Here is a 19,499-nt window from a genome sequence, read left to right as displayed (position 1 = left end):
TAGCCAGCCCAAAACAGGGTCAGCCAGATCAAGCGAAACGAAGACAGACAAGGCCAAGTGCCACAGATGCTCTGGAGATGCCCCAATGAACGCGCAAACCCCTACCTCGACCCTTAGCTATGCTGTTTCGATGCTTCCGGCCCACAAGGCGGAAGACCTCACCAATGGCGGCAATTTGGCCCATATCGAGCTGGGCGATCAGCTTTATACGCTGCGTATCACCCGCGCAGGCAAACTGATCCTGACAAAATGAGCGGACCTTCTTCGCGTGGCGGGGCGGCTATTGGCCGTCTGGCTGACCTGAACCCCATTGAGGCCGGAGCCGTCATATATCTGCGGCTTTGGGGTGATGGGGTCGAAGGCCGGGCAAATGCCGCAAGCGATTTTGACATCGCGCTGGGTGCAGATCAGGGACGCGCCACGATGCTGACGCTGGACCGGCTGTGTTCACTTTGTGCACATCACGGTCGCCGTCCGCTGGTGCGTCATGGGCTGGGATGTGCATGTCTGGGCGCTGATGAGAATTGTTTTGCCCAGATGATCGGTGCCGCCTCTGAAGGGGCGCGTGAAGATGCAATGATGATGGCCTCGCTGATCGTACGGCCCGATTTCGCCCCGGCACTGGCCTCGTTGTCCGAGGAACTGGGCTTGGCGTTACGCCGGATGACCGTTTCGATCCCTTTGCCGACGACCGGGCACCACCCCCCACATTCAGTGCTCCACTGATCGACGGCGACAAAACCCCAGCAATTTCGCTGGGGTTTTGTGTTTCTTAGCAGCAGCCGCAGCCCGCATGATGATGATCGTGATCGCACATGGGGGCAGGGCTGTAGTCACCCACTTCGCCAAGAACCTCCCGCATCGCCCAAAGAATCATGTCGACGTCCTCTGCTTCGATGGTTAGCGGTGGCCGGATTTTCAGGATATTGTCCTTGGGTCCCTCGCTACCGATCAGAATGCGATGATCGCGCATCCGATTCTTGACGTAGCTGCAAACCTCACCGCTTTCCGAGCCATCCGGGTTAATCAGTTCCACACCCAAGAAGAGGCCGATACCGCGCACATCGCCGACATAGCCAAAGTCAGCTTCGATCTGTTTGAGGCCATCCAGCAGGTGAGCCCCCATCACACGGGCGTTCTCTTGCAAACCTTCATCATCGACGATGTCCAACACCTCTTTCCCGATTCTGCAGGACAGGGTTGAGCCGCCGAAGGTCGAGAAAAACTCGATCCCGTTGTCGAAGCTTTCGGCGATCTCTTTGGTAGTGACCAGCACACCCAGCGGGTGGCCGTTGCCGATGGGCTTCCCCATTACCACTATATCAGGCAGCGCGCCCTGATGTTCAAAGCCGAAGTAATAGTCGCCCAGGCGCCCGAGGCCGGTCTGGACTTCATCGGCAATGCAGACCCCTCCGGCGGCGCGGATTTTTTCATAGACCGCAGACAGATAGCCTTTTGGTGGAATGATCTGTCCCCCGACCGAGGGGAATGTTTCAGCGATGAACCCAGCTAGGCCTTGCCCTTTTGCCTGTAATGCCGAAATCGCCGGATCAATCAGGTCAGCAAACTTCCGTGCGCGCTCGGGGTCATCACGCCGGAACGAGCCGCGATAGTCATCCGCGACCTCAATCAGTTCCACCCAATCTGCCTGCCCAATACCGCCAGGTTTGTTGAATTTGTAGGCCGAGATCGCCACCGCAGCGTTTGTGTTGCCGTGATAGCCGTGATCGGGCGTCACGATCCCTTTTGCCCCGGTGTGCGCGCGCGCCAGACGCAGAGCCAATTCGTTGGCCTCTGTCCCTGAGTTGACGAAGAAACAGACTTCAAGGTGATCCGGCAGTTTCGACAATACCTTGTCGGCAAAAGCGGTTTGCGCCGGGTGCAGATAGCGTGTGTTCGAATTCATGCGCTTCAGCTGATCCGCTGCAACCGCCTGAATACGCGGATGCGCATGGCCTACATGCGGAACGTTGTTGTAGGCATCCAGATAGGGTCGCCCCCATTCATCGAACAGGTGATGCCTCCAGCCACGCACCAGCATGACCGGGTCGTCGTATGTCAGGCTGAGATTGCCGCCGAAGTGTTCGCGCCTGTCCTGTAGGATCGCCTGCTTGTCGGTTGGTCGATAGAAAACCTTTTCATCAGGCAAGTTCAACAGTGCTGCGGGGTTGGGGCAGACCGCGCGCCAAAGCTCGAGCTCATCAGGATCCGCTACGCCCGGCCAGTCGGCCTGCATACCGTCGGTCGTCAGCGCCAGTTGGAAATGCACATGCGGGGCCCATCCGCCATTCTGACTGGCATCGCCCAGACGGGCAAAAGCTGCACCCTGAGCCACCGGGTCACCCGGTTTCAAACGCTCACTCACCTCAGGGTCCAGATGGCCATAAAGCGTGTAGAATGCATCCCCTTCGGGCGTTTCGTGGTGCAGGATCACAACCCCGCCATAGTCGAGATGCGCGTCCCTGTTTTCAACCGCTTCGACCCGACCGCTGAGAGGTGCATGCAGCACTGTTCCGGCGGGTGCAAACACATCCACGGCCAGATGCACTGTGCGCCGATCCGACGCTTTCCACGGTCCCTTGCGAAACCCCGGCTCAGCATAGATCAGGCGAGGCTCGCTGTAATACCCAAGCCAGGGACCTTCCCCAAACTCCTCACCAACCCGCGCCGCCTCGTCCAACGGCATGTGGAATGGGTTTTGCGGCCAGGTTGAGTTTACCACCGACAGTGAGCCCATTGGCGTGTCGCTCAGATCCTGCCCGAACATCTGCGCGAAATGTCCACGATGGTTGGACAGATAGGCATGGATGCGCTCGGCCCCATCCACAACGGGCAAGCCACACGCGGCGCGCAATCGGGCGGGCATGAGTGCGCCATTGATTGCCTCATTTTCAATCAATCGCCACGCTGGGGCCTGGCTGATCGTGACATACGGATCATCCGGGTTCTCAATCGCCATCAGCGTCGAATTCACCACGGACACCGCCAACCGTGCTTGCAACAAAGGCCAGATCAGGTCGATCTCATCTGGGCGTAACCGATTGGCGGCGTGATACCCGCGTACCAGCGCAGCCAATGCGCGCTCGGGTTTAGGGTGGTCCAGAACGACATAGGCCCCGGCAATAGCCAGATCGCAAACGCGCGGCGCCGCGCACATGTCGCCAAGATCGATCAGACCCGAGATGCTGCGTCGCTCGCCCAGATTGCCTTCAACAAGGATATTGTAATCATTGGCATCATTGTGAATCGCCTGCTTTGGCAATGCACCCAGTTGATCAGAGATCGCCTCAAAATCCGCAGCGATTTGTTGAACGCGCGCGCGTCGTGCCGGATCAGAGATGGCCTCTAGTTGGTCGACGATCCAACTCGCCCGCGTCAAATCCCATTTGAAATCGGCGCGATGCAAGCCCTCGTGGGTGAACCCCTCCAGCGCCCTGTCGGTTGCGCCCAGAACACGGCCCAGTTTTAGTATCAGGTCTTCGGTCTTGGGCGCGCTGCTTGCATAGCATGCACCCGGCAGTCGTTCCTGCAGCCAGACCAGTCGCGGTTGCCCATGTGCGTCGGCAATCTCGGGCAACATCATCCCGTTCAAATCGGGATAAACAGCAGGAAAGGGCAATCCGGGCGCTGCTGCGCTGAGATGTTCCAGCGCCTTGATCTGCAGATCGACCAATGCTGCATCGCACCCCGCGCGCATCACCTTGAGCACATAATCCTGCCCGTTGGTGGCTTTGACCACAAAGTTGAGGTCGTACTCCCCATCCAGACGCGTCAGACGGGCGTCCAGACCCCAGTGTTCACGCAGGCGACCAGCCCAGAAAGTGTTCAAGTCGCTCATGCGCTATCTCTTGCAACTGCCACGGTGATCCTCTTCATCTGGCCAAAAATGTCTTCGGGCGGAGTCGCGCCCTGGCGCGATGGGGCAGACAGCCCCCCTTTGCTCAGTCCAGTGCTCGCAACCTTTTGAACAACGAGGACGTATCCCACCGGCCCCCGCCAAGTTTCTGCACGTCTTTGTAGAACTGGTCGACGAGCGCCGTCACTGGCAGTGAAGCCCCGGTCTCATTGGCGGTATCCAGACAGATTCCCAGATCCTTGCGCATCCAGTCGACTGCAAAGCCATGCTCAAAATGGTCATCTAGCATGGTTTCATACCGGTTGGCCATCTGCCAGCTGCCAGCCGCGCCCTGACTGATCACTTCGACCACAGCTCGGCCATCCAGCCCGGCCTTCTCGGCAAAATGTAATGCTTCGCTCAGGCCCTGCACCAGCCCGGCAATCGCGATCTGGTTGCACATTTTGGTCATTTGACCCGCGCCGCTGTCTCCAATGCGGCGGCAGATTTTGGAATAGACCTGCATCACCGGCTCAGCAGCACGATAAGCGTCCATGTCACCGCCGCACATGATCGATAGCACACCATTTTCGGCTCCCGCCTGACCGCCCGAGATCGGGGCGTCCAAAAAAGCAACCCCCTGTGTCTTGCCAGCCTCGTACAACTCGCGCGTGACCTTGGCCGAGACGGTGGTGTGATCAACAAATACCGCACCCTTGGCCATTCCGTGAAAGGCGCCATCTTCACCTGTGCAAACCATACGCAGATCGTCGTCATTGCCAACGCAGGCCATCACGAATTCGGCCCCTTCTGCGGCTTGCCGCGGTGTCAGTGCCATCGCGCCGCCATGCTGGGCGACCCAAGCCTCGGCCTTGGATGCGGTGCGGTTGTAGACGGTGACTTCGTGGCCGGCAGCCTGAAGATGCCCGGCCATCGGGTAGCCCATGACGCCTAGGCCAAGGAACGCAACTTTTGCCATGTGATGATCCTCTCTGTTATCCGCTCCTGCCTCGAGCGGACGGCAGGTCGTGGTGTTTAGAAAGGACAAAGCAAAGCTTGGGCCAAAGGGCAACCCTGCGTCACAATTTGCTGCCCAGATCCATAGGGATCGCGCGCCATTCGTTTCACATCTGAACTGGCGCGGATTTCAGCTTCGTATATCGCCAGCAGCTTTGAGCTCAGCCAATTCCCGCAGCAAACGCTGGTTTTCTGCTTGCAGAACAGCCAGTTGCTGACCCAGATCATTCAGATGTGGCCGAAGCTCGGCCTCGGTAAAGCGCGGCGTGATGTGGCGGGGGCAATTCCAGTCAAACGCTTCAACTTTGATGATCGCGGCCCGTTCTGCCTCGGTCTCGGAGCCTTTGATGTAAAGATCAGTTGCTGCCGCGGCACCTTCCTTGAATGTCATCCGCCCAAGTATCTTGAGGCGGCGCTGGCTCGCGTAGTCCATTAATATCAGTGCCACGCGGTCATTCCCATCCAGGTTGCCGCGCGAGATATATTGTTTGTTACCAGACAGGTCCGCATAGCCGATGGTGTGCGGGTCCAGCACTTTCAGAAACCCTATCGGCCCACCGCGAAACTGCACATAAGGCCAGCCGGTTTCTGAGACGGTGGCCTGATAGAACCCGTCGCGGGCGCGAATGAACGCCTCTTCGGTCGGTCCGATTTGATGGCCCTGTTTTGGTCCTCGGCTCAGGAATTTCGCATAGGTCGCGGCGGATCCCATCCGCTCTTGATGGGCGCGAACGGCAGGTGTGAAGGTCAGTTCAGAAAAGGCGCGGGGCATTATGCTGTCTCCTGGGTCGTCCGGGGCGTATGCGCAATATGGTCGATGATGGCCTGCTCTGTCAGGCGTGGGAACACAGATGTGAACGTTTGGCCCCAAATTCGGCAACGGTGCCAAGGACGTTGCGTAGTATCTGTCCTGGACGCCACGTCACATGGATTGGAAGGAATCACACACCCGGCTAGTTTTGGGCAAACACCTGATCTGGAGAGCTATTTGATGTCGCTTTTTACCAGCACCGCCGCCTGGGTTACTGACGAACACCGAATGTTTGCTGAAATGGCGGGCCGGTTCATGGATGATGCCTTGGTACCCAATACCGAGAAATGGGCCGAGAACGGGGCGGTTGATCGTACCTTTTGGTTGCAGGCGGGAGAGACGGGTCTGATGGCCGGTTCGATTGCTGAGGAATATGGTGGCGTCGGCGGCGGGATGGGTTTCGATTCCGTTACTTTGTATGAGCAGACTGCGCGCGGGGACGCAGGATGGGGATATGGCATCCAGTCTATCGTGACCCACTACATCACCGCTTATGGCAGTGAGGATCAGAAACAGAAGTGGCTGCCGAAACTGGCCTCGGGTGAGATGATCGGCGCGCTGGCCATGACCGAGCCGGGCACGGGATCGGATGTGCAAGCGGTGAAGACGACCGCTGAGAAGGATGGCAATTCTTATCGGCTCAACGGGTCCAAGATATTTATCACCAACGGGCAATCGGCTGATCTGGTTATTGTGGCTGCCAAAACTGACAAGTCGTTAGGGGCGAAGGGTGTCTCTCTGATTGTGGTCGAAACCGACGGGGCTGACGGATTCCGGAGGGGGCGGAACCTCAAGAAACTGGGAATGAAGGGCAACGATACGGCTGAGCTGTTCTTTGAAGACGTTAAGGTGCCAATGACCAACCTGCTGGGCCCGGAAGAGGGGCAGGGGTTCTATCAACTGATGAAGCAGTTGCCGTGGGAGCGGCTGACCATCGGGATCATGGCGCTGGGCGCGATCGATTTCGCCATATCGCAGACGGTGGACTACGTGCAGGAGCGCAAGGCGTTCGGACAACGGGTGATGGACTTCCAGAACACACGTTTCAAGTTGGCCGAGTGTAAAACCAAGGCCGAGGTACTGCGCAGTTTCGTCAATGACTGCATTGGAAAACTGGAGGCCGGTGAATTGGATGCTGCGACGGCCTCGATGGTGAAATACTGGGGCTCTGAGGTGCAGAACGAAGTGATGCACGAATGCCTGCAACTGTTCGGCGGTTATGGGTTCATGATGGAGTACCCGATCGCGCGGCTCTATGCGGATGCGCGGGTCCAGATGATCTATGGCGGGACGAATGAAGTCATGAAAGAACTCATCGCCCGTTCGCTGGACGTCTGAACCAAAACACTCCCGCCCGTCTTCGACATTCCTAGCGGAACGTCTCCTCCCGTTGGGCCAGGCAAGCGCGGGCGCAGCCCGCGCTTGCCTGGCCCCCTGCCGTCCGCAGGACGCAAGGCCGAAGGCCGCGCAGGGTTTGGCTGTTGCTGGCGTTGATGCCTGACACTTCGCCTGCCATTGTGATCACGGAGTAGTCAGACCTGAAGGGAACCCGGTATGGAGAAGTCCAACAAAGATCGCATATCTGCCCTGCTCAAAAGCATCGAAACGGGCGATCCGGGTCCGGTTTCAGTGGTAAATGAAGCACGATACATCCAGCACAATCCGCAAACCCATGAAGGCAGCGAAGGGCTTGCATCCCTATTCAAACGGCTGTCCCAGACCTCACCGCACGTGAATATCGTACGCGCCTTTGAAGACGGCGATTTTGTCTTCGCGCATACGGAATATGATTTCTCACGGCGGAATATCGGCTTCGAAGTGTTCCGGTTCGAAGACGGGCAAGCGGTAGAGCACTGGGACAATATCCAGAAACGGATGGGGCCAAACGGCTCGGATCACAGTATGGTGGATGGTCCGACCGAAGTTCGGGATGTCGAGAAAACCGAGGAGAACCGGGCCTTTGTTCGCGCCTTCGTCGAAACCGCGTTGATTGCCGGGAACCTCGACCAGATAGAGGCCTGTATCAACACTTCCGCTTACGTAGAACACAGTCCGCAGTTCTCTGATGATTTGACTGCCTTGAGGACCGCATTGGCCGATAGGAACGCCCTAAACTATCAGCATCTGCATCGGGTATTGGCGGAAGGGGATTTTGTACTGACCGTATGCGAAGGAGCGTATCAGGGCAAACACAGCGCATTCTATGATCTGTTCCGCGTTGCAGATGGAATGATCGTTGAACACTGGGATACGGTTGAGTCCATTGCACCACGCAGCGAATGGAAAAATGACAACGGTAAGTTCTGAGGTTGCGTTAGGCGTGGGCGTCTGCCCAAATCTGTTCACTGATCCAGGCTTGGAAAGACCGTAACGGCTCGGGCATCGAGCGGTCATTCGGCCAGACCAGATAATAGCTGCCAAGGCTCACGCGCGGCCCGTCCCATGCCTGGACAAGCCGCCCGGTGCGCAAATCATCCTGCACCAGATATGACGGTAACAGAGCCAGGCCCAACCCATGAATCGTGGCCTGAATCATGGTCGAAAACTGATCGAACAGCATTCCCCGTAGGCCGGTGACGGGCTGGCCCTGTATCTCAAACCAGCGCTCCCAGGCATCCGGACGCGACTCCAGATGCAGCAGTGGCGCGGCGCGGAGAGCACCCAAGCTATTGAAATTGACAGCGGTAAGGGCAGGGGCGCAGACGGGCAGGACTTCTTCCCGCATGATCGGTAAATACTGAACGCCCGCCCAGTCTTGCTGACCGAAATGGATCGCGGCATCAAATGGTTCAGACATGAAATCAAACGGTTTGAGGCGGGTCCCCAGATTGACGGTGACCTCAGGGTGCCGTCGCGCAAAATCCTGAAGGCGGGGTGCCAGCCAATGCATGCCGAACGCGGGAAGGATCGATAGATCAAGTGACCCACCCGCCGGGTTGGCTTTGAGTTTCAGTGCGGCCTGCGCCAGATCCTGAACAGCAAACCTTGCGGTTTGCACATAGTCTTTGGCTGCTGGCGTCAAGTGCAATCGCATCTGGCTGCGCTCAATCAATTGCACGCCCAGCTGATCCTCCATCGTCTTCAATTGCCGGCTGATCGCGCTTTGTGTCAAGGACAGCTCAGCCGCAGCAGCAGATGCGCTGCCCAGCCGATCTACGGCTTCAAGCGCAAGCAAGGACGAGATTGAAGGCAAGAAACGGCGGGGTGCAATCATATGACAATTCCTCATACCTATTGAACGCAATAGCACTGGTTTTTTCCTACCGCCAGAGCGATGAGTGGTGCGCCACATCACTTTTGTGGTCGAGCGGGTGCCGTACCATCCGCGATCTTGAAATTCACGTCGGAGCGCGGGACAAATCAGCAAGCGGGTCGCGCCCGCGCAGAGGTTCCCCAAGGCCGATGACACCAACAAGACAAAAGCGAGAGACATGGACCGCGCCCAGATCGTACATGAGAATTTCCTGACCCGTGTCGCAAATCGTGATTTTCCCGACGGAGCCCCGCCGCGCGTCGGTCTGGGCGATTCTGAAGCCGTTTCGCTATTCCGGTCGCAAGTTCTCAGCCGCGCGTTGGATCGGACCAGCCGGGCGATGCAGAAGGCAGGGCAGGGGTTCTACACCATCGGCTCATCTGGCCACGAAGGGATGGCCGCCGTCGCGCACGCATTGCGCCCAAGCGATATTGCCTTTCTGCATTACCGGGATGCTGCGTTTCAGATCGCGCGCGCCGAACAGGTGCCGGGCCAGCAGATCGCGTGGGATATGCTGCTCAGCTTTGCGTGCTCGAAAGAGGACCCGACCTCGGGCGGGCGGCACAAGGTGTTGGGATCAAGGGCGCTGATGATCCCGCCGCAGACCTCGACCATCGCCAGCCATTTGCCCAAAGCCGTTGGTGCGGCTTATGCGCTGGGGGCAGCCCGGCGACATGCGCCCGAACATCGCGTGTTGCCGGAAGACGGGATTGCGATGTGTTCATTTGGGGATGCCTCGGCCAATCACTCCACCGCGCAGGGGGCGATCAACACGTCAGGCTGGACCAGTGTGCAATCGACACCGCTGCCGCTGCTGTTCGTGTGTGAAGACAACGGGATCGGGATTTCGGTCAAAACGCCCAAGGGCTGGATTCAGGCGTCGATGGAGCATCGTCCGGGGATCAAGTATTTTCAGGCCAATGGGTTGGACATTTATGAAACCCATGCGGTCGCGAAAGAGGCTGCAGATTATGTCCGCAAGCGCAGGAAACCGGCCTTCCTGCATCTCAGAACCGTGCGGCTTTATGGCCATGCCGGGGCGGATGTGCCCACGACCTATCTGCCGAAAACTGAGGTTGAGGCGGATGAGGCCAATGATCCGCTTTTGCACACCGTACGACTGCTGGATCAGGCGGGTGCATTGTCGCCGGATCAGGCGTTAAAAATCTACAGCGATACCTGCACCCGAACGGATCGTGTGGCTACAGAGGCTGCCAGCCGTCCCCATCTTGCCAATGCGACCGAAGTGATGGCAAGCCTGATCCCACCTAAGCGCTCTTGCATACCGACCAACGGCCCGAGCGCTGAGGCGCGTGCGAAGACCTTTGGCGCAGATATGCGCGCGATGGATGAGCCGCAGCCGCTCAGCCGCCTGATCAACTGGGCGCTGACCGATCTGATGTTGGAACATGCCGAGATCGTTTGCATGGGCGAAGATGTGGGCCGCAAAGGTGGCGTTTATGGCGTCACACAAAAGCTGCAGCAACGCTTTGGTCCGGACCGCGTGATTGATACGCTGCTGGATGAACAATCCATTCTGGGTCTCGCGATCGGTATGGGCCATAACGGTTTCATCCCGATCCCCGAGATCCAGTTTCTGGCCTATCTGCACAATGCCGAGGACCAGATTCGGGGCGAAGCCGCAACTTTGCCGTTCTTCTCGAACGGGCAGTTTACCAACCCAATGGTGCTGCGAATTGCGGGGCTAGGATATCAGAAGGGCTTTGGCGGACATTTCCATAACGACAACTCTCTGGCCGTTTTGCGGGATATCCCTGGTGTCATCATCGCCTGCCCGTCGACCGGGGCCGATGCAGCACTGATGCTGCGCGAATGCGTGCGGTTGGCGCGCGAAGAGCAGCGGGTCGTGGTGTTTCTTGAACCGATCGCACTCTACCCGATGCGCGATCTGCATGCGGCGCAGGATGGCGGGTGGATGACCACCTATCCTGCGCGGGATCAGAAAATTGCGCTGGGCGATGTGGGAGTACACGGGGACGGCACCGATCTCGCCATCGTGACCTATGGCAACGGGCATTACCTGTCGCAACAGGCCCTGCCCGAAATTGAGGCGGCAGGTCTGAAAACCCGGATTATCGATATGCGTTGGCTAGCTCCTCTGCCGGTTGAGGCTTTGCGCGAAGCCACCAAAACATGCGCGCATGTTTTGATCGTCGACGAATGCCGCAAGACCGGCAGCCAGTCCGAGGCGCTGATGACTTTCTTCGCCGAACAAAGTTCTTCTACCCGAACTGCCCGCGTTGTGGCCGAGGATTGCTTTATCGCAACCGGCCCGGCCTATGCCGCGCCTCTTCCTTCGAAAGACGGTATCGTTGCCGCAGCGCTGGCTTTGACAGGAGCAGCCTCATGACCCGCACCGCCGTTGTGATCTGCCCGGGCCGGGGCACTTATAACAAGCCTGAGCTGGGCTATCTGCACCAACATCATTCGGATCGTATGGACTTGTTACGCAGCTTCGACGCCATTCGCGCCGGAACCGGACAGGATGCGATTACTGCCTTGGATGGGGCTGATCGCTTTAGCGTAGGGAAGTACTCGCGCGGCGATGTGGCCTCACCCCTGATCTATGCTGCCGCGTTGGCCGATGCGCAGGCATTGGCCAACGATATTGAAGTCGTCGCCGTCACTGGTAACTCGATGGGCTGGTATATTGCGCTAGCCACCGCAGGGGCATTGACCCCTGGGAACGGGTTTCGCGTGGTCAATACGATGGGCACGCTGATGCAGAAGCACCTGATCGGCGGTCAACTGGTTTACCCATTCGTCGATGAGACATGGGCGAATGATCCTGCCCGCAAAGCCGCATTGCTGGATGAGGTGGCGAGGATCGATGCGTTGCGCGATCATTCTCTGGCGCTTTCCATTGATCTGGGTGGGATGCTAGTGCTTGCTGGCAATGAGGCGGGTCTGACGGCGTTTGAGGCGGCACACCCTACCGTGCAGGATCGGTTCCCCCTACGGCTGGCCAATCACGCCGCCTTTCATACGGCGCTGCAGGCCCCGGTGGCGGCGGAAGGTCGGGCGCAATTGAGTTCTGATCTTTTTGCTCAGCCCAAGTTCCCGATGATTGACGGGCGTGGCAAAATCTGGTGGCCCGGCGCAACTGACACGAGTGAGTTGTGGGACTACACCCTGGGCCATCAGGTGACCGAGACCTATGACTTCACCCATGCGATCCAGACGGCCGCACGCGAGTTCGCGCCCGATCTGTTCATCGTCACCGGCCCCGGTGCAACGCTGAGCGGCGCGGTGGCGCAGTCACTGACACTGGGGCGCTGGCGGGGCATGACAGATAAGGCGTCATTCCAGTCGCATCAGGAGGCGGATCCATTCCTCATCGCCATGGGGCGGGCTGACCAGCGCGCCCTTGCAACCAACTGAGACCAGCCTGATGATCAGCGAAACTTTGGCGAGGCCCGGGCATGCGCGACTATGATCAATCGTTATGGCGGCACACCTGTCGCGAGCGTATCGACACGCAAAAGCTTTCTGATGACGTAAGCGTTGATCTTGCCGTGATCGGCGGTGGTTACACCGGGTGTTCTGCGGCCTTGACCGCAGCAAAAGCGGGGGCTTCGGTGTGCCTGCTCGAAGCGCATCAGATCGGCCATGGTGGATCGGGGCGGAATGTCGGTCTCGTCAACGCAGGGCTTTGGCTGCCACCCGATCAAATTCGGTCGCATCTGGGGCAAATGGCGGGGGATCGGTTGATCGATCTGCTGGCTAACGCGCCGTCAGACGTGTTCGAGTTGATTGAAGCGCACGGGATTGACTGCGAGCCTGAGCGGCAAGGCACGTTGCATTGTGCTCATTCGGCCTCGGGCTTTGGTGATCTACGTACACGCCACGCACAGCTGAGCGCTTCTGGTGCGCCGGTCGAATTGCTCGATCCTGACGCGTCGCGCCAGCGGACGGGCAGTCCGGCTGTCCACGGCGCATTGTTTGACCCCCGCGCGGGTACAATTCAGCCGCTGAGCTATGCGGTGGGACTGGCCCGCGCCGCACAGAATGCGGGGGCGCAGATATATACGCAAAGCCCGGTTCGATCTTTGCGGCAGGAAGCCGGGGTTTGGGTGCTGCAGGGGGATGGTGGAACCGTACGCGCAAGATCGGTTATTCAGGCGACCAACGCGTATCATCTGGGCATCGCCGATACGGCACCAGACTATGTGCCGGTCTACTACTTCCAATACGCCACCGCGCCGCTGTCCCATAACCTGCGGGCCAGCATATTGCCCAAAGCAGAGGGATGCTGGGATACCGGCCTGATCATGACATCCTTCCGTTTGGATCGGGCAGGACGGTTTATCATTGGCGGTATGGGCGACCTATGCAGCGCCGGAGGATTTGCACACAAATCCTGGATCAAGCGCAAACTGGCTGCACTTTATCCGCAATTGGCGGATCAGCCGTTGATTGAGGGCTGGCATGGGCGGATTGCCATGACTTCGGATCATATTCCCAAAATCATTCTGATCGGTCCAAATGCGTTAGCAGCGCATGGGTTTTCGGGGCGTGGGATCGGGCCGGGCACCGTGTTCGGGCGTTTGATGGCCAAAAGCCTGCTCAAGGACGATCCGTCCCTGCTGCCGGTTCCGTCAGTGGCTGAGTATAGCGAAAACTGGACTGGTCTGCGCCGCGCTTTCTTCGAAACCGGCGCGGCGCTGACACATCTTGTTAAGGCGCGGTTCTGAATTCAGACAGACCGGGTGATGCCGCCATCGACGCGGATGTTCTGCCCGGTTATGTAGCCTCCGCCTTCGGAGGCGAGCATAGCCACGACCGAGGCGATCTCATCATAGCTGCGCCCGTAGCGACCCATCGGGATGCGTGCGCGGAACTCTTCCTTTTCCGGGAGGCTGTCGATGAAACCGGGCAAGACATTGTTCATGCGGATATTCTCGGCGGCGTATTTGTCCGAGAACAGCTTGGTGAAAGCAGCCAACCCAGCGCGGAATACGCCCGAAGTTGGAAAAACCGGGTCCGGTTCAAACGCAGCAAAGGTTGAGATGTTGATGATCGATCCACCGCCCTGCGTTTGCATGATCGGGGTCACCAGTCGGGTCGGTCGGACGGCATTCATGAAATAGACATCCATGCCGGTGTGCCAGTCCTCATCGGTCAGCTCCAGCACCGCTGCGCGGGGTCCGTGCCCGGCTGAGTTCACCAGCACATCGATCCGCCCCCAATGGGACATTGCAGCATCGACCAGTTTCTGCAGGTCATCATTCGACTGGTTCGAGCCCGTGATGCCCACGCCACCCAACTCATGCGCCAGCGCCTCACCCTTGCCTGACGAGGACAGGATGCCGACTTTGAAACCATCCGCCGCCAATCTGCGCGCGGAATCCGCGCCCATACCGCTGCCGCCTGCCGTGATCAAAGCTACTTTTTCCATCTTCACGCTCCTTTGCGATGTTTGGTATAAAGATGGCTGGCAGCGTTCACTTTGACCAATCAGTTCTATTGCGCATAGGCTGTAGAAAATCTACAGTCTAGTTATGCCCGCTCTTCCACCTCTCAATGCGATGCGCGCCTTTGAGGCCTCGGCACGCCACTTGAACTTTCGCTTGGCTGCGGAAGAAATCGGCGTAACCCAAGGGGCCGTTGCGCAGCAGGTGCGGGGGTTGGAGGCGCGGCTGGGCACTGCACTCTTTGAACGACTACCACGTGGGTTGCGCTTGACCGAAGCGGGGCGTCGGTTCCACGCGCCGCTGCGTCGGGCGTTTCGGCTGATTGAAGAGGCTGTCGATGAGCTGGCTGATCAGCGGCAGATCACGATCTCGGTCACGCCCAGCTTTGCCTCAAAATGGCTGGTGCCGCGTCTGAATGATTTTGTGACCCGCCATCCCGATATCTCGGTGCAGGTTGACGCGCGCGAGCGGTTGGCGGATTTCCAGTCTGATGGAATCGATATTGCAGTACGCCAGAGCCGTTCACCGGTTGCTCGAGATCTGCAAGCAACACCTTTGTTCTCGACCGAATTCGTTGTCGTGGGCAGTCCGGACCTCGCATCGCAAATTTCAGGTCCAGACGACCTGATGCAACACGTTTTGCTCAGCGATTCCCATGGGCTGTGGCCGTTGTTTCTTGAACGCGCCGGGGTCGAGGGGAAGCCGCGGATGATGAGTTTTAGCCAGACAAGTCTGGCGATAGACGCCGCTGTCTCGGGGCAAGGCTTTGCGCTGGCCAATGCGCCACTTGTGTCTGCGGAACTGGCTTCGGGTCGGTTGGTGCAGCCGCTCTCTGAGGTGCTGGTTGACGATTTGAGCTTTTTCATCGTCACCCCGCAGAAACCGCGCCAACCGGAGCTGGTGAAACAGATGCGCGACTGGTTGCTATCTCAGGTCTGAAGCGAGGCCGCAATCGCGTCGATCCGGTCGCGTAACCAACGATGTGCCGGGTCGTTGGCCGAGCGTTGGTGCCAGACCATATAGATTGACACTGCTTCGCATTTGAACGGCAGTGGCGCACTGTCCAGCGTGGCAAGCGGCCCGCATTTCATCAACTCCGTATCGGTCGAGATCAGGTCGCTGCCTTTCACGAATGGCGGGATCGCGTTGAAATGCGGCAGGGTTACGACGGGCGGTCTGATCTGGCTTTGATCCACGCCACGCATCACGGCACGGGCGTTGCGCCCGTCGGCAAATCGCACCTCAACATGATCGCTATTGCAATAGGATTGCCAATCCTCAGGCGGATCACGGTGAGCGGCATCATAGAATACCAACAACGGGCTGGTGATCAGCCGCTTCTGAAAGATATCCGGCCCGTCCGGTGGCAGCGGGGTGAGCATCAATTGACACCGGTCGCTGCGCAGCAAGTCCGGGTCGGGAACACCCGACGGGATGAACTCCAGCCGCAACCTGACGCCTTCGGCGCGTGTCGCCCGCAGAAGTTCGGGAAAGATCAACTCACGCGGCATGTCGTTGGTGGCGATCTGAATGTCCATCTGTTCGGACAGCGGATCAAACGGGCGACCTTCGGTCAGGGCGCGCATGTTATCCAGCACCTGTTGCACCGGCTCTTTCAACGACAAAGCGCGTTCGGTCGGGGTCAGCCCCTGTCCGGATCGGACAAATAGTGGATCGCCCAGCACTTGCCGCAACTTGCCCAGCGTATGGCTGATGGCCGATTGCGTCACCCCTAACCGGTCGGCAGCTTTCGACACCGAGCTTTCTTCGAGTATCGTCAGGAACACCCGTAGGACCTTGCCGTCCAGATCTGTGAAATCAATTCTGCTCATATCATTTATGATTATTCATGAATGGATTTGGTGTCCATGCCGGGGTAGGGGAAAGGGCAGCTAACTGGAGGCGCGCGATGGGGATCCGCTTTTTCTCGGACAAGAACAGACCTGTTCACATGGGTCCGTTCCCGCTGGAACGGCTGGCGCGGCAGGGTCGGATGCCTGATCTGGCGCAGGTCGAACCGATGTGTGCGCTTAGCTTTCGCAGGCCCGAGCAGCCCGAAAGCATCGTGAATGCGATGGGCGAGTTTCAGGCGATGATGGACGCAATTCGGGATGGATTTGTGAACCCCGTAGCATCGGAAATTCCTGCCAACCCAGCAGATCGTGCCAATCATCTGAAAGCGTTTGGCTATTTCAACGATGCGTCGATGATGGGCTGCGGGCCGCTACCCGCGGAGGCGATGCTGGCTGAGCCTCGGCGTAACCCGGATATCGACCGGCTGGCACATGCGCTAAGGACACGGCAAACCAAAACGCTGGCCTCAGGCATCGATGTGATCATGGCGGATCTAAAAGAAAGCATGGAGGCCGCGCCACGCCCGATGGACCGTCATCGCCATACGCTCGTGTTTCTCTATGAGTTCAACCGCGATCCGGACCCCTCGGAGCCCGGGTCCGATTGGATCATGGATGCGCAGGATCACCGCGCCTGTTTGCTTGCCACCGAGAATGCTGTGGTCATTGCCAACTACATCCGCCTCCTGGGTTTCGATGCGCGGGCGCATACGGCGATGTCCTCTGAGGTTGATCTGGGCAAGCTGGCAGTTGCTGCGGGTCTGGCCTCGGTTGAGGATGGTGCGGTTGTGGTGCCCTGGTTGGGTAAGCGGTTCGGATTGGCCGCTGTGACCACCGAAATGGAGATCGCGCATGACCGACCCTTGCGACCGCTGGCCGAACAACCGTGGTTCCGCACGCAAGGACCTGCATGGTGGCTGGGTGCAGGCTTCGCCAAGAACGCTGTGAACCGGGATGCCTATGCCAAGCGGCGCTATGTGGACGGGGCACATCCTTTTGAAAACCTCAAACGAGTCGACACACCGACCACCTATATCGACGAGCAAAACGTAGCCCGGGTGCCCAAACGCGCAGACATGTTTGCGCGGGCTCAGTTCGGCGACATGGGAAAATCGCTGCAGGATGCGACAAAGGGCGGGCATTACGTGCGCAAATCCGCCCCCAGCTTCGCCCAACGCCGCGCGCTGGGCGCATTTGTTTTGCTGCAGGACGGTGACAGCGCCGAGGCTGTACAGCCCACAGATACCGAAAGAAATGCCGCGAATATCAAGGCTGCAACCTATTTCCTTGGGGTCGACGCCGTCGGGCTCAGCCGGTGCCCCGAGTGGAGCTGGTATTCCCATGACGCCACCGGAGACGAAATCGTTCCGCCCCATGATCAGGCGATCAGCATGATCATCGACCAGGGCTATGAGACGATGGAAGGCGCCAGCGGGGATGACTGGATCAGTGTGGCCCAATCTATGCGCGCCTACCTGCGGTTTTCACTGCTGGGGGGCGTGATCGCGCAGCAAATCCGAAATCTCGGCTACAAAGCCAAGGCGCATACGGTGATGGATGGCGAGGTGCTGCAACCGCCGCTGCTGCTGTTGTCGGGGTTGGGCGAGGTCAGTCGGATCGGTGAGGTGATCCTGAACCCCTATCTTGGCCCGCGCCTGAAATCCGGTGTCGTGACAACCGACATGCCGATGACGCATGACAAGCCCATCGATTTCGGCCTTCAGACGTTTTGCGAAAGCTGCAACAAATGCGCTCGGGAATGCCCTTCGGGCGCGATCACTGCCGGGCCAAAGCTGATGTTCAACGGCTATGAAATCTGGAAATCCGACAGCCAGAAATGCGCCACTTACCGTATCACCACGCCCGGGGGGGCGATGTGCGGACGATGCATGAAGACCTGCCCATGGAATCTCGAAGGTATATTCAAGGAACGCCCGTTCCGATGGGCCGCGATGAATATTCCGCAGGCCGCGCCTGCATTGGCCAAACTGGATGACGCCGTCGGTAATGGTGGTCTGAATGACACCAAGAAATGGTGGTGGGATATCGAACTGGAAGCCGACGGAGCCTATCGCCCGTCGCAGCACCCATTGAACCGGCGGGACCTACAAAAAGACCTCGATTTGAAGTACGAGGATCAGACGCTTGCTGTCTACCCCGCTCCGCTCGCTCCGCACCCATGGCCCTATCCCTTCAACATGGACCGGGAAGCCGGAATTGCCGCCTATGAGGCGATGGTCACAGCTGAAGACTACAAAGCGCGCAAAGCGGCAGGCGATATGTCTGTGATCCACCGTTATAAGGTCGCCGGGGACGCCCCGGTGATGCGGGTGGAATTAACCAAGGTCGACAAGATGACCTCGGATGTCACCAAGTACGAGTTCTCAACCCTCGACGGTGCGCCCTTGCCGAAATGGACTGCGGGCGCGCATCTGGACGTGCTGGTTTCGCCCGAATTCCTGCGGCAGTACTCGATGTCGGGCGATCCCTCCGACCGCAACACTTATCAGATCGGCGTGCTGCGCGAGGATGAGGGGCGTGGCGGCTCGGCCTTGCTGCATCGCATCTTCAACGAAGGGCGCAAGGTCTTCATCTCAAAGCCGATAAACCATTTTGAGCTGGACGAGACTGCAACCAAAACCTTTCTGATGGGCGGCGGTATTGGCATCACGCCGATGATTGCTTTTGCCCACCGATTACATGCGATGGGCAAACCGTTCGAGCTTCACTATTCCGCCAGCACACGAGCAGGTGCCGGATATCTGGATGATCTGGCGGCTGTGCCATGGGCCGATCACGTGCACTATCACTTCTCGGACGAGGGCACACGGGCCGATCTGGAGGCTGTTCTGGGCGGATATCAGGACGGATGGCACGTTTATACCTGCGGCCCCGACCGCTATATGGACAGCGTCATTCACGCAGCAGAACGGCAGGGGTTTCTGGAAGGTGCACGGCATCTCGAATATTTCTCGGTGCCGGAACAGCCCGAATATGAGAACCATCCGTTCACTCTGAAATTGGCGAAATCGGGTCGGGAGTTGACTGTACCCGCTGACAAAGATGCGGCGCAGGTACTTAATGAGGCGGGCTTTCACGTGGATGTGAAATGCGCTGATGGGATCTGCGGGGTCTGCAAATGTGACGTGATTTCAGGTGAGATCGAACACCGCGATTTCGTTTTGTCCAACAAACAACGCGAAGGTGCGATCATACTGTGCCAAAGCCGGGCGGCCCGGGCAGATGGGGTGATCGAGATCGATCTGTGATTGCTCTCGATAAAACGACATTTTGA

At 58.6% G+C, this 19,499-nt stretch carries 15 protein-coding genes; 9 read left to right on the top strand and 6 right to left on the bottom strand.

Annotation, left to right across the window (positions count from 1 at the left end):
- Nucleotides 1–85 precede the first annotated feature (85 nt).
- On the top strand, nucleotides 86–253 hold the full coding sequence (gene hemP / locus ACR0AU_RS17345; RefSeq protein ID WP_170398358.1) for a hemin uptake protein HemP: 168 nt from the start codon (nucleotides 86–88) through the stop codon (nucleotides 251–253).
- Nucleotides 250–726 carry a hypothetical protein gene (locus ACR0AU_RS17340; protein WP_480796013.1) on the top strand — a complete coding sequence of 159 codons (477 nt, stop codon included), beginning with the start codon at nucleotides 250–252 and terminating at the stop codon, nucleotides 724–726. The genes hemP and ACR0AU_RS17340 overlap by 4 nt, the downstream gene beginning before the upstream one ends.
- Nucleotides 727–772: 46 nt before the next feature.
- On the opposite strand, the gene ACR0AU_RS17335 is transcribed toward ACR0AU_RS17340, so the two are convergent.
- The 3 genes from ACR0AU_RS17335 to ACR0AU_RS17325 all read right to left on the bottom strand — a co-directional run bounded on the left by ACR0AU_RS17335 (nucleotide 773) and on the right by ACR0AU_RS17325 (nucleotide 5,624).
- On the bottom strand, nucleotides 773–3,838 hold the full coding sequence (locus ACR0AU_RS17335) for an aminotransferase class III-fold pyridoxal phosphate-dependent enzyme (protein ID WP_170733838.1): 3,066 nt from the start codon (nucleotides 3,836–3,838) through the stop codon (nucleotides 773–775).
- 103 nt (nucleotides 3,839–3,941) lie between these two features.
- Nucleotides 3,942–4,883: an NAD(P)-dependent oxidoreductase gene (locus ACR0AU_RS17330; RefSeq protein ID WP_480796035.1), complete on the bottom strand. Its 942-nt coding sequence runs from the start codon at nucleotides 4,881–4,883 to the stop codon at nucleotides 3,942–3,944.
- Between the two features lie 99 nt (nucleotides 4,884–4,982).
- The gene (locus ACR0AU_RS17325) at nucleotides 4,983–5,624 is read right to left on the bottom strand and encodes a pyridoxamine 5'-phosphate oxidase family protein (protein ID WP_170733840.1); all 642 of its coding nucleotides are present in this window, start codon (nucleotides 5,622–5,624) and stop codon (nucleotides 4,983–4,985) included.
- Nucleotides 5,625–5,843: 219 nt separating this feature from the next.
- Here ACR0AU_RS17325 and ACR0AU_RS17320 point away from each other — a divergent pair, with 219 nt between their 5' ends.
- Together ACR0AU_RS17320 and ACR0AU_RS17315 are read left to right on the top strand one after the other, a co-directional pair.
- Nucleotides 5,844–7,001 (top strand): acyl-CoA dehydrogenase family protein, encoded by a 1,158-nt coding sequence (locus ACR0AU_RS17320; RefSeq protein WP_170398374.1) that lies wholly within the window; start codon nucleotides 5,844–5,846, stop codon nucleotides 6,999–7,001.
- 216 nt (nucleotides 7,002–7,217) lie between these two features.
- Nucleotides 7,218–7,970 carry a nuclear transport factor 2 family protein gene (locus ACR0AU_RS17315; protein ID WP_170398377.1) on the top strand — a complete coding sequence of 251 codons (753 nt, stop codon included), beginning with the start codon at nucleotides 7,218–7,220 and terminating at the stop codon, nucleotides 7,968–7,970.
- 7 nt (nucleotides 7,971–7,977) lie between these two features.
- On the opposite strand, the gene ACR0AU_RS17310 is transcribed toward ACR0AU_RS17315, so the two are convergent.
- On the bottom strand, nucleotides 7,978–8,877 hold the full coding sequence (locus ACR0AU_RS17310; protein WP_480796012.1) for a LysR substrate-binding domain-containing protein: 900 nt from the start codon (nucleotides 8,875–8,877) through the stop codon (nucleotides 7,978–7,980).
- A gap of 217 nt (nucleotides 8,878–9,094) precedes the next feature.
- On the opposite strand from ACR0AU_RS17310, the gene ACR0AU_RS17305 reads away from it, so the two are divergent.
- Genes ACR0AU_RS17305 through ACR0AU_RS17295 form a run of 3 tightly spaced genes read left to right on the top strand, consistent with a single transcriptional unit; the run spans nucleotide 9,095 to nucleotide 13,631 of the window.
- A complete protein-coding gene (locus ACR0AU_RS17305) occupies nucleotides 9,095–11,287 on the top strand; it encodes a dehydrogenase E1 component subunit alpha/beta (protein WP_480796011.1) in 2,193 nt (730 codons plus the stop codon).
- Nucleotides 11,284–12,318: an ACP S-malonyltransferase gene (locus tag ACR0AU_RS17300; protein WP_170664152.1), complete on the top strand. Its 1,035-nt coding sequence runs from the start codon at nucleotides 11,284–11,286 to the stop codon at nucleotides 12,316–12,318. Before ACR0AU_RS17305 ends, ACR0AU_RS17300 begins: the two co-directional genes overlap by 4 nt.
- A 41-nt stretch (nucleotides 12,319–12,359) precedes the next feature.
- On the top strand, nucleotides 12,360–13,631 hold the full coding sequence (locus tag ACR0AU_RS17295; RefSeq protein WP_480796010.1) for an NAD(P)/FAD-dependent oxidoreductase: 1,272 nt from the start codon (nucleotides 12,360–12,362) through the stop codon (nucleotides 13,629–13,631).
- A gap of 2 nt (nucleotides 13,632–13,633) precedes the next feature.
- Here the strand turns inward: ACR0AU_RS17295 and ACR0AU_RS17290 are convergent, their stop codons facing one another.
- Nucleotides 13,634–14,335 carry an SDR family oxidoreductase gene (locus ACR0AU_RS17290; protein ID WP_223117393.1) on the bottom strand — a complete coding sequence of 234 codons (702 nt, stop codon included), beginning with the start codon at nucleotides 14,333–14,335 and terminating at the stop codon, nucleotides 13,634–13,636.
- Nucleotides 14,336–14,438: 103 nt separating this feature from the next.
- Here ACR0AU_RS17290 and ACR0AU_RS17285 point away from each other — a divergent pair, with 103 nt between their 5' ends.
- Nucleotides 14,439–15,290 carry a LysR substrate-binding domain-containing protein gene (locus tag ACR0AU_RS17285; RefSeq protein WP_170398394.1) on the top strand — a complete coding sequence of 284 codons (852 nt, stop codon included), beginning with the start codon at nucleotides 14,439–14,441 and terminating at the stop codon, nucleotides 15,288–15,290.
- Here ACR0AU_RS17285 and ACR0AU_RS17280 read toward each other — a convergent pair.
- The gene (locus ACR0AU_RS17280) at nucleotides 15,281–16,183 is read right to left on the bottom strand and encodes a LysR family transcriptional regulator (protein WP_170398397.1); all 903 of its coding nucleotides are present in this window, start codon (nucleotides 16,181–16,183) and stop codon (nucleotides 15,281–15,283) included. The genes ACR0AU_RS17285 and ACR0AU_RS17280 overlap by 10 nt on opposite strands.
- 77 nt (nucleotides 16,184–16,260) lie before the next feature.
- Between ACR0AU_RS17280 and ACR0AU_RS17275 the strand changes: the two genes are divergently transcribed.
- Nucleotides 16,261–19,473, top strand: a complete 3,213-nt coding sequence (locus ACR0AU_RS17275; protein ID WP_480796009.1) for a reductive dehalogenase — start codon at nucleotides 16,261–16,263, stop codon at nucleotides 19,471–19,473.
- The last annotated feature ends 26 nt before the right edge of the window (nucleotides 19,474–19,499 follow it).

The organism is Ruegeria sp. CG1 (assembly GCF_056537265.1).
The sequence above is the reverse complement of the archived record's forward strand: the minus strand, read 5'-3'. Positions and strand labels throughout refer to the sequence as shown.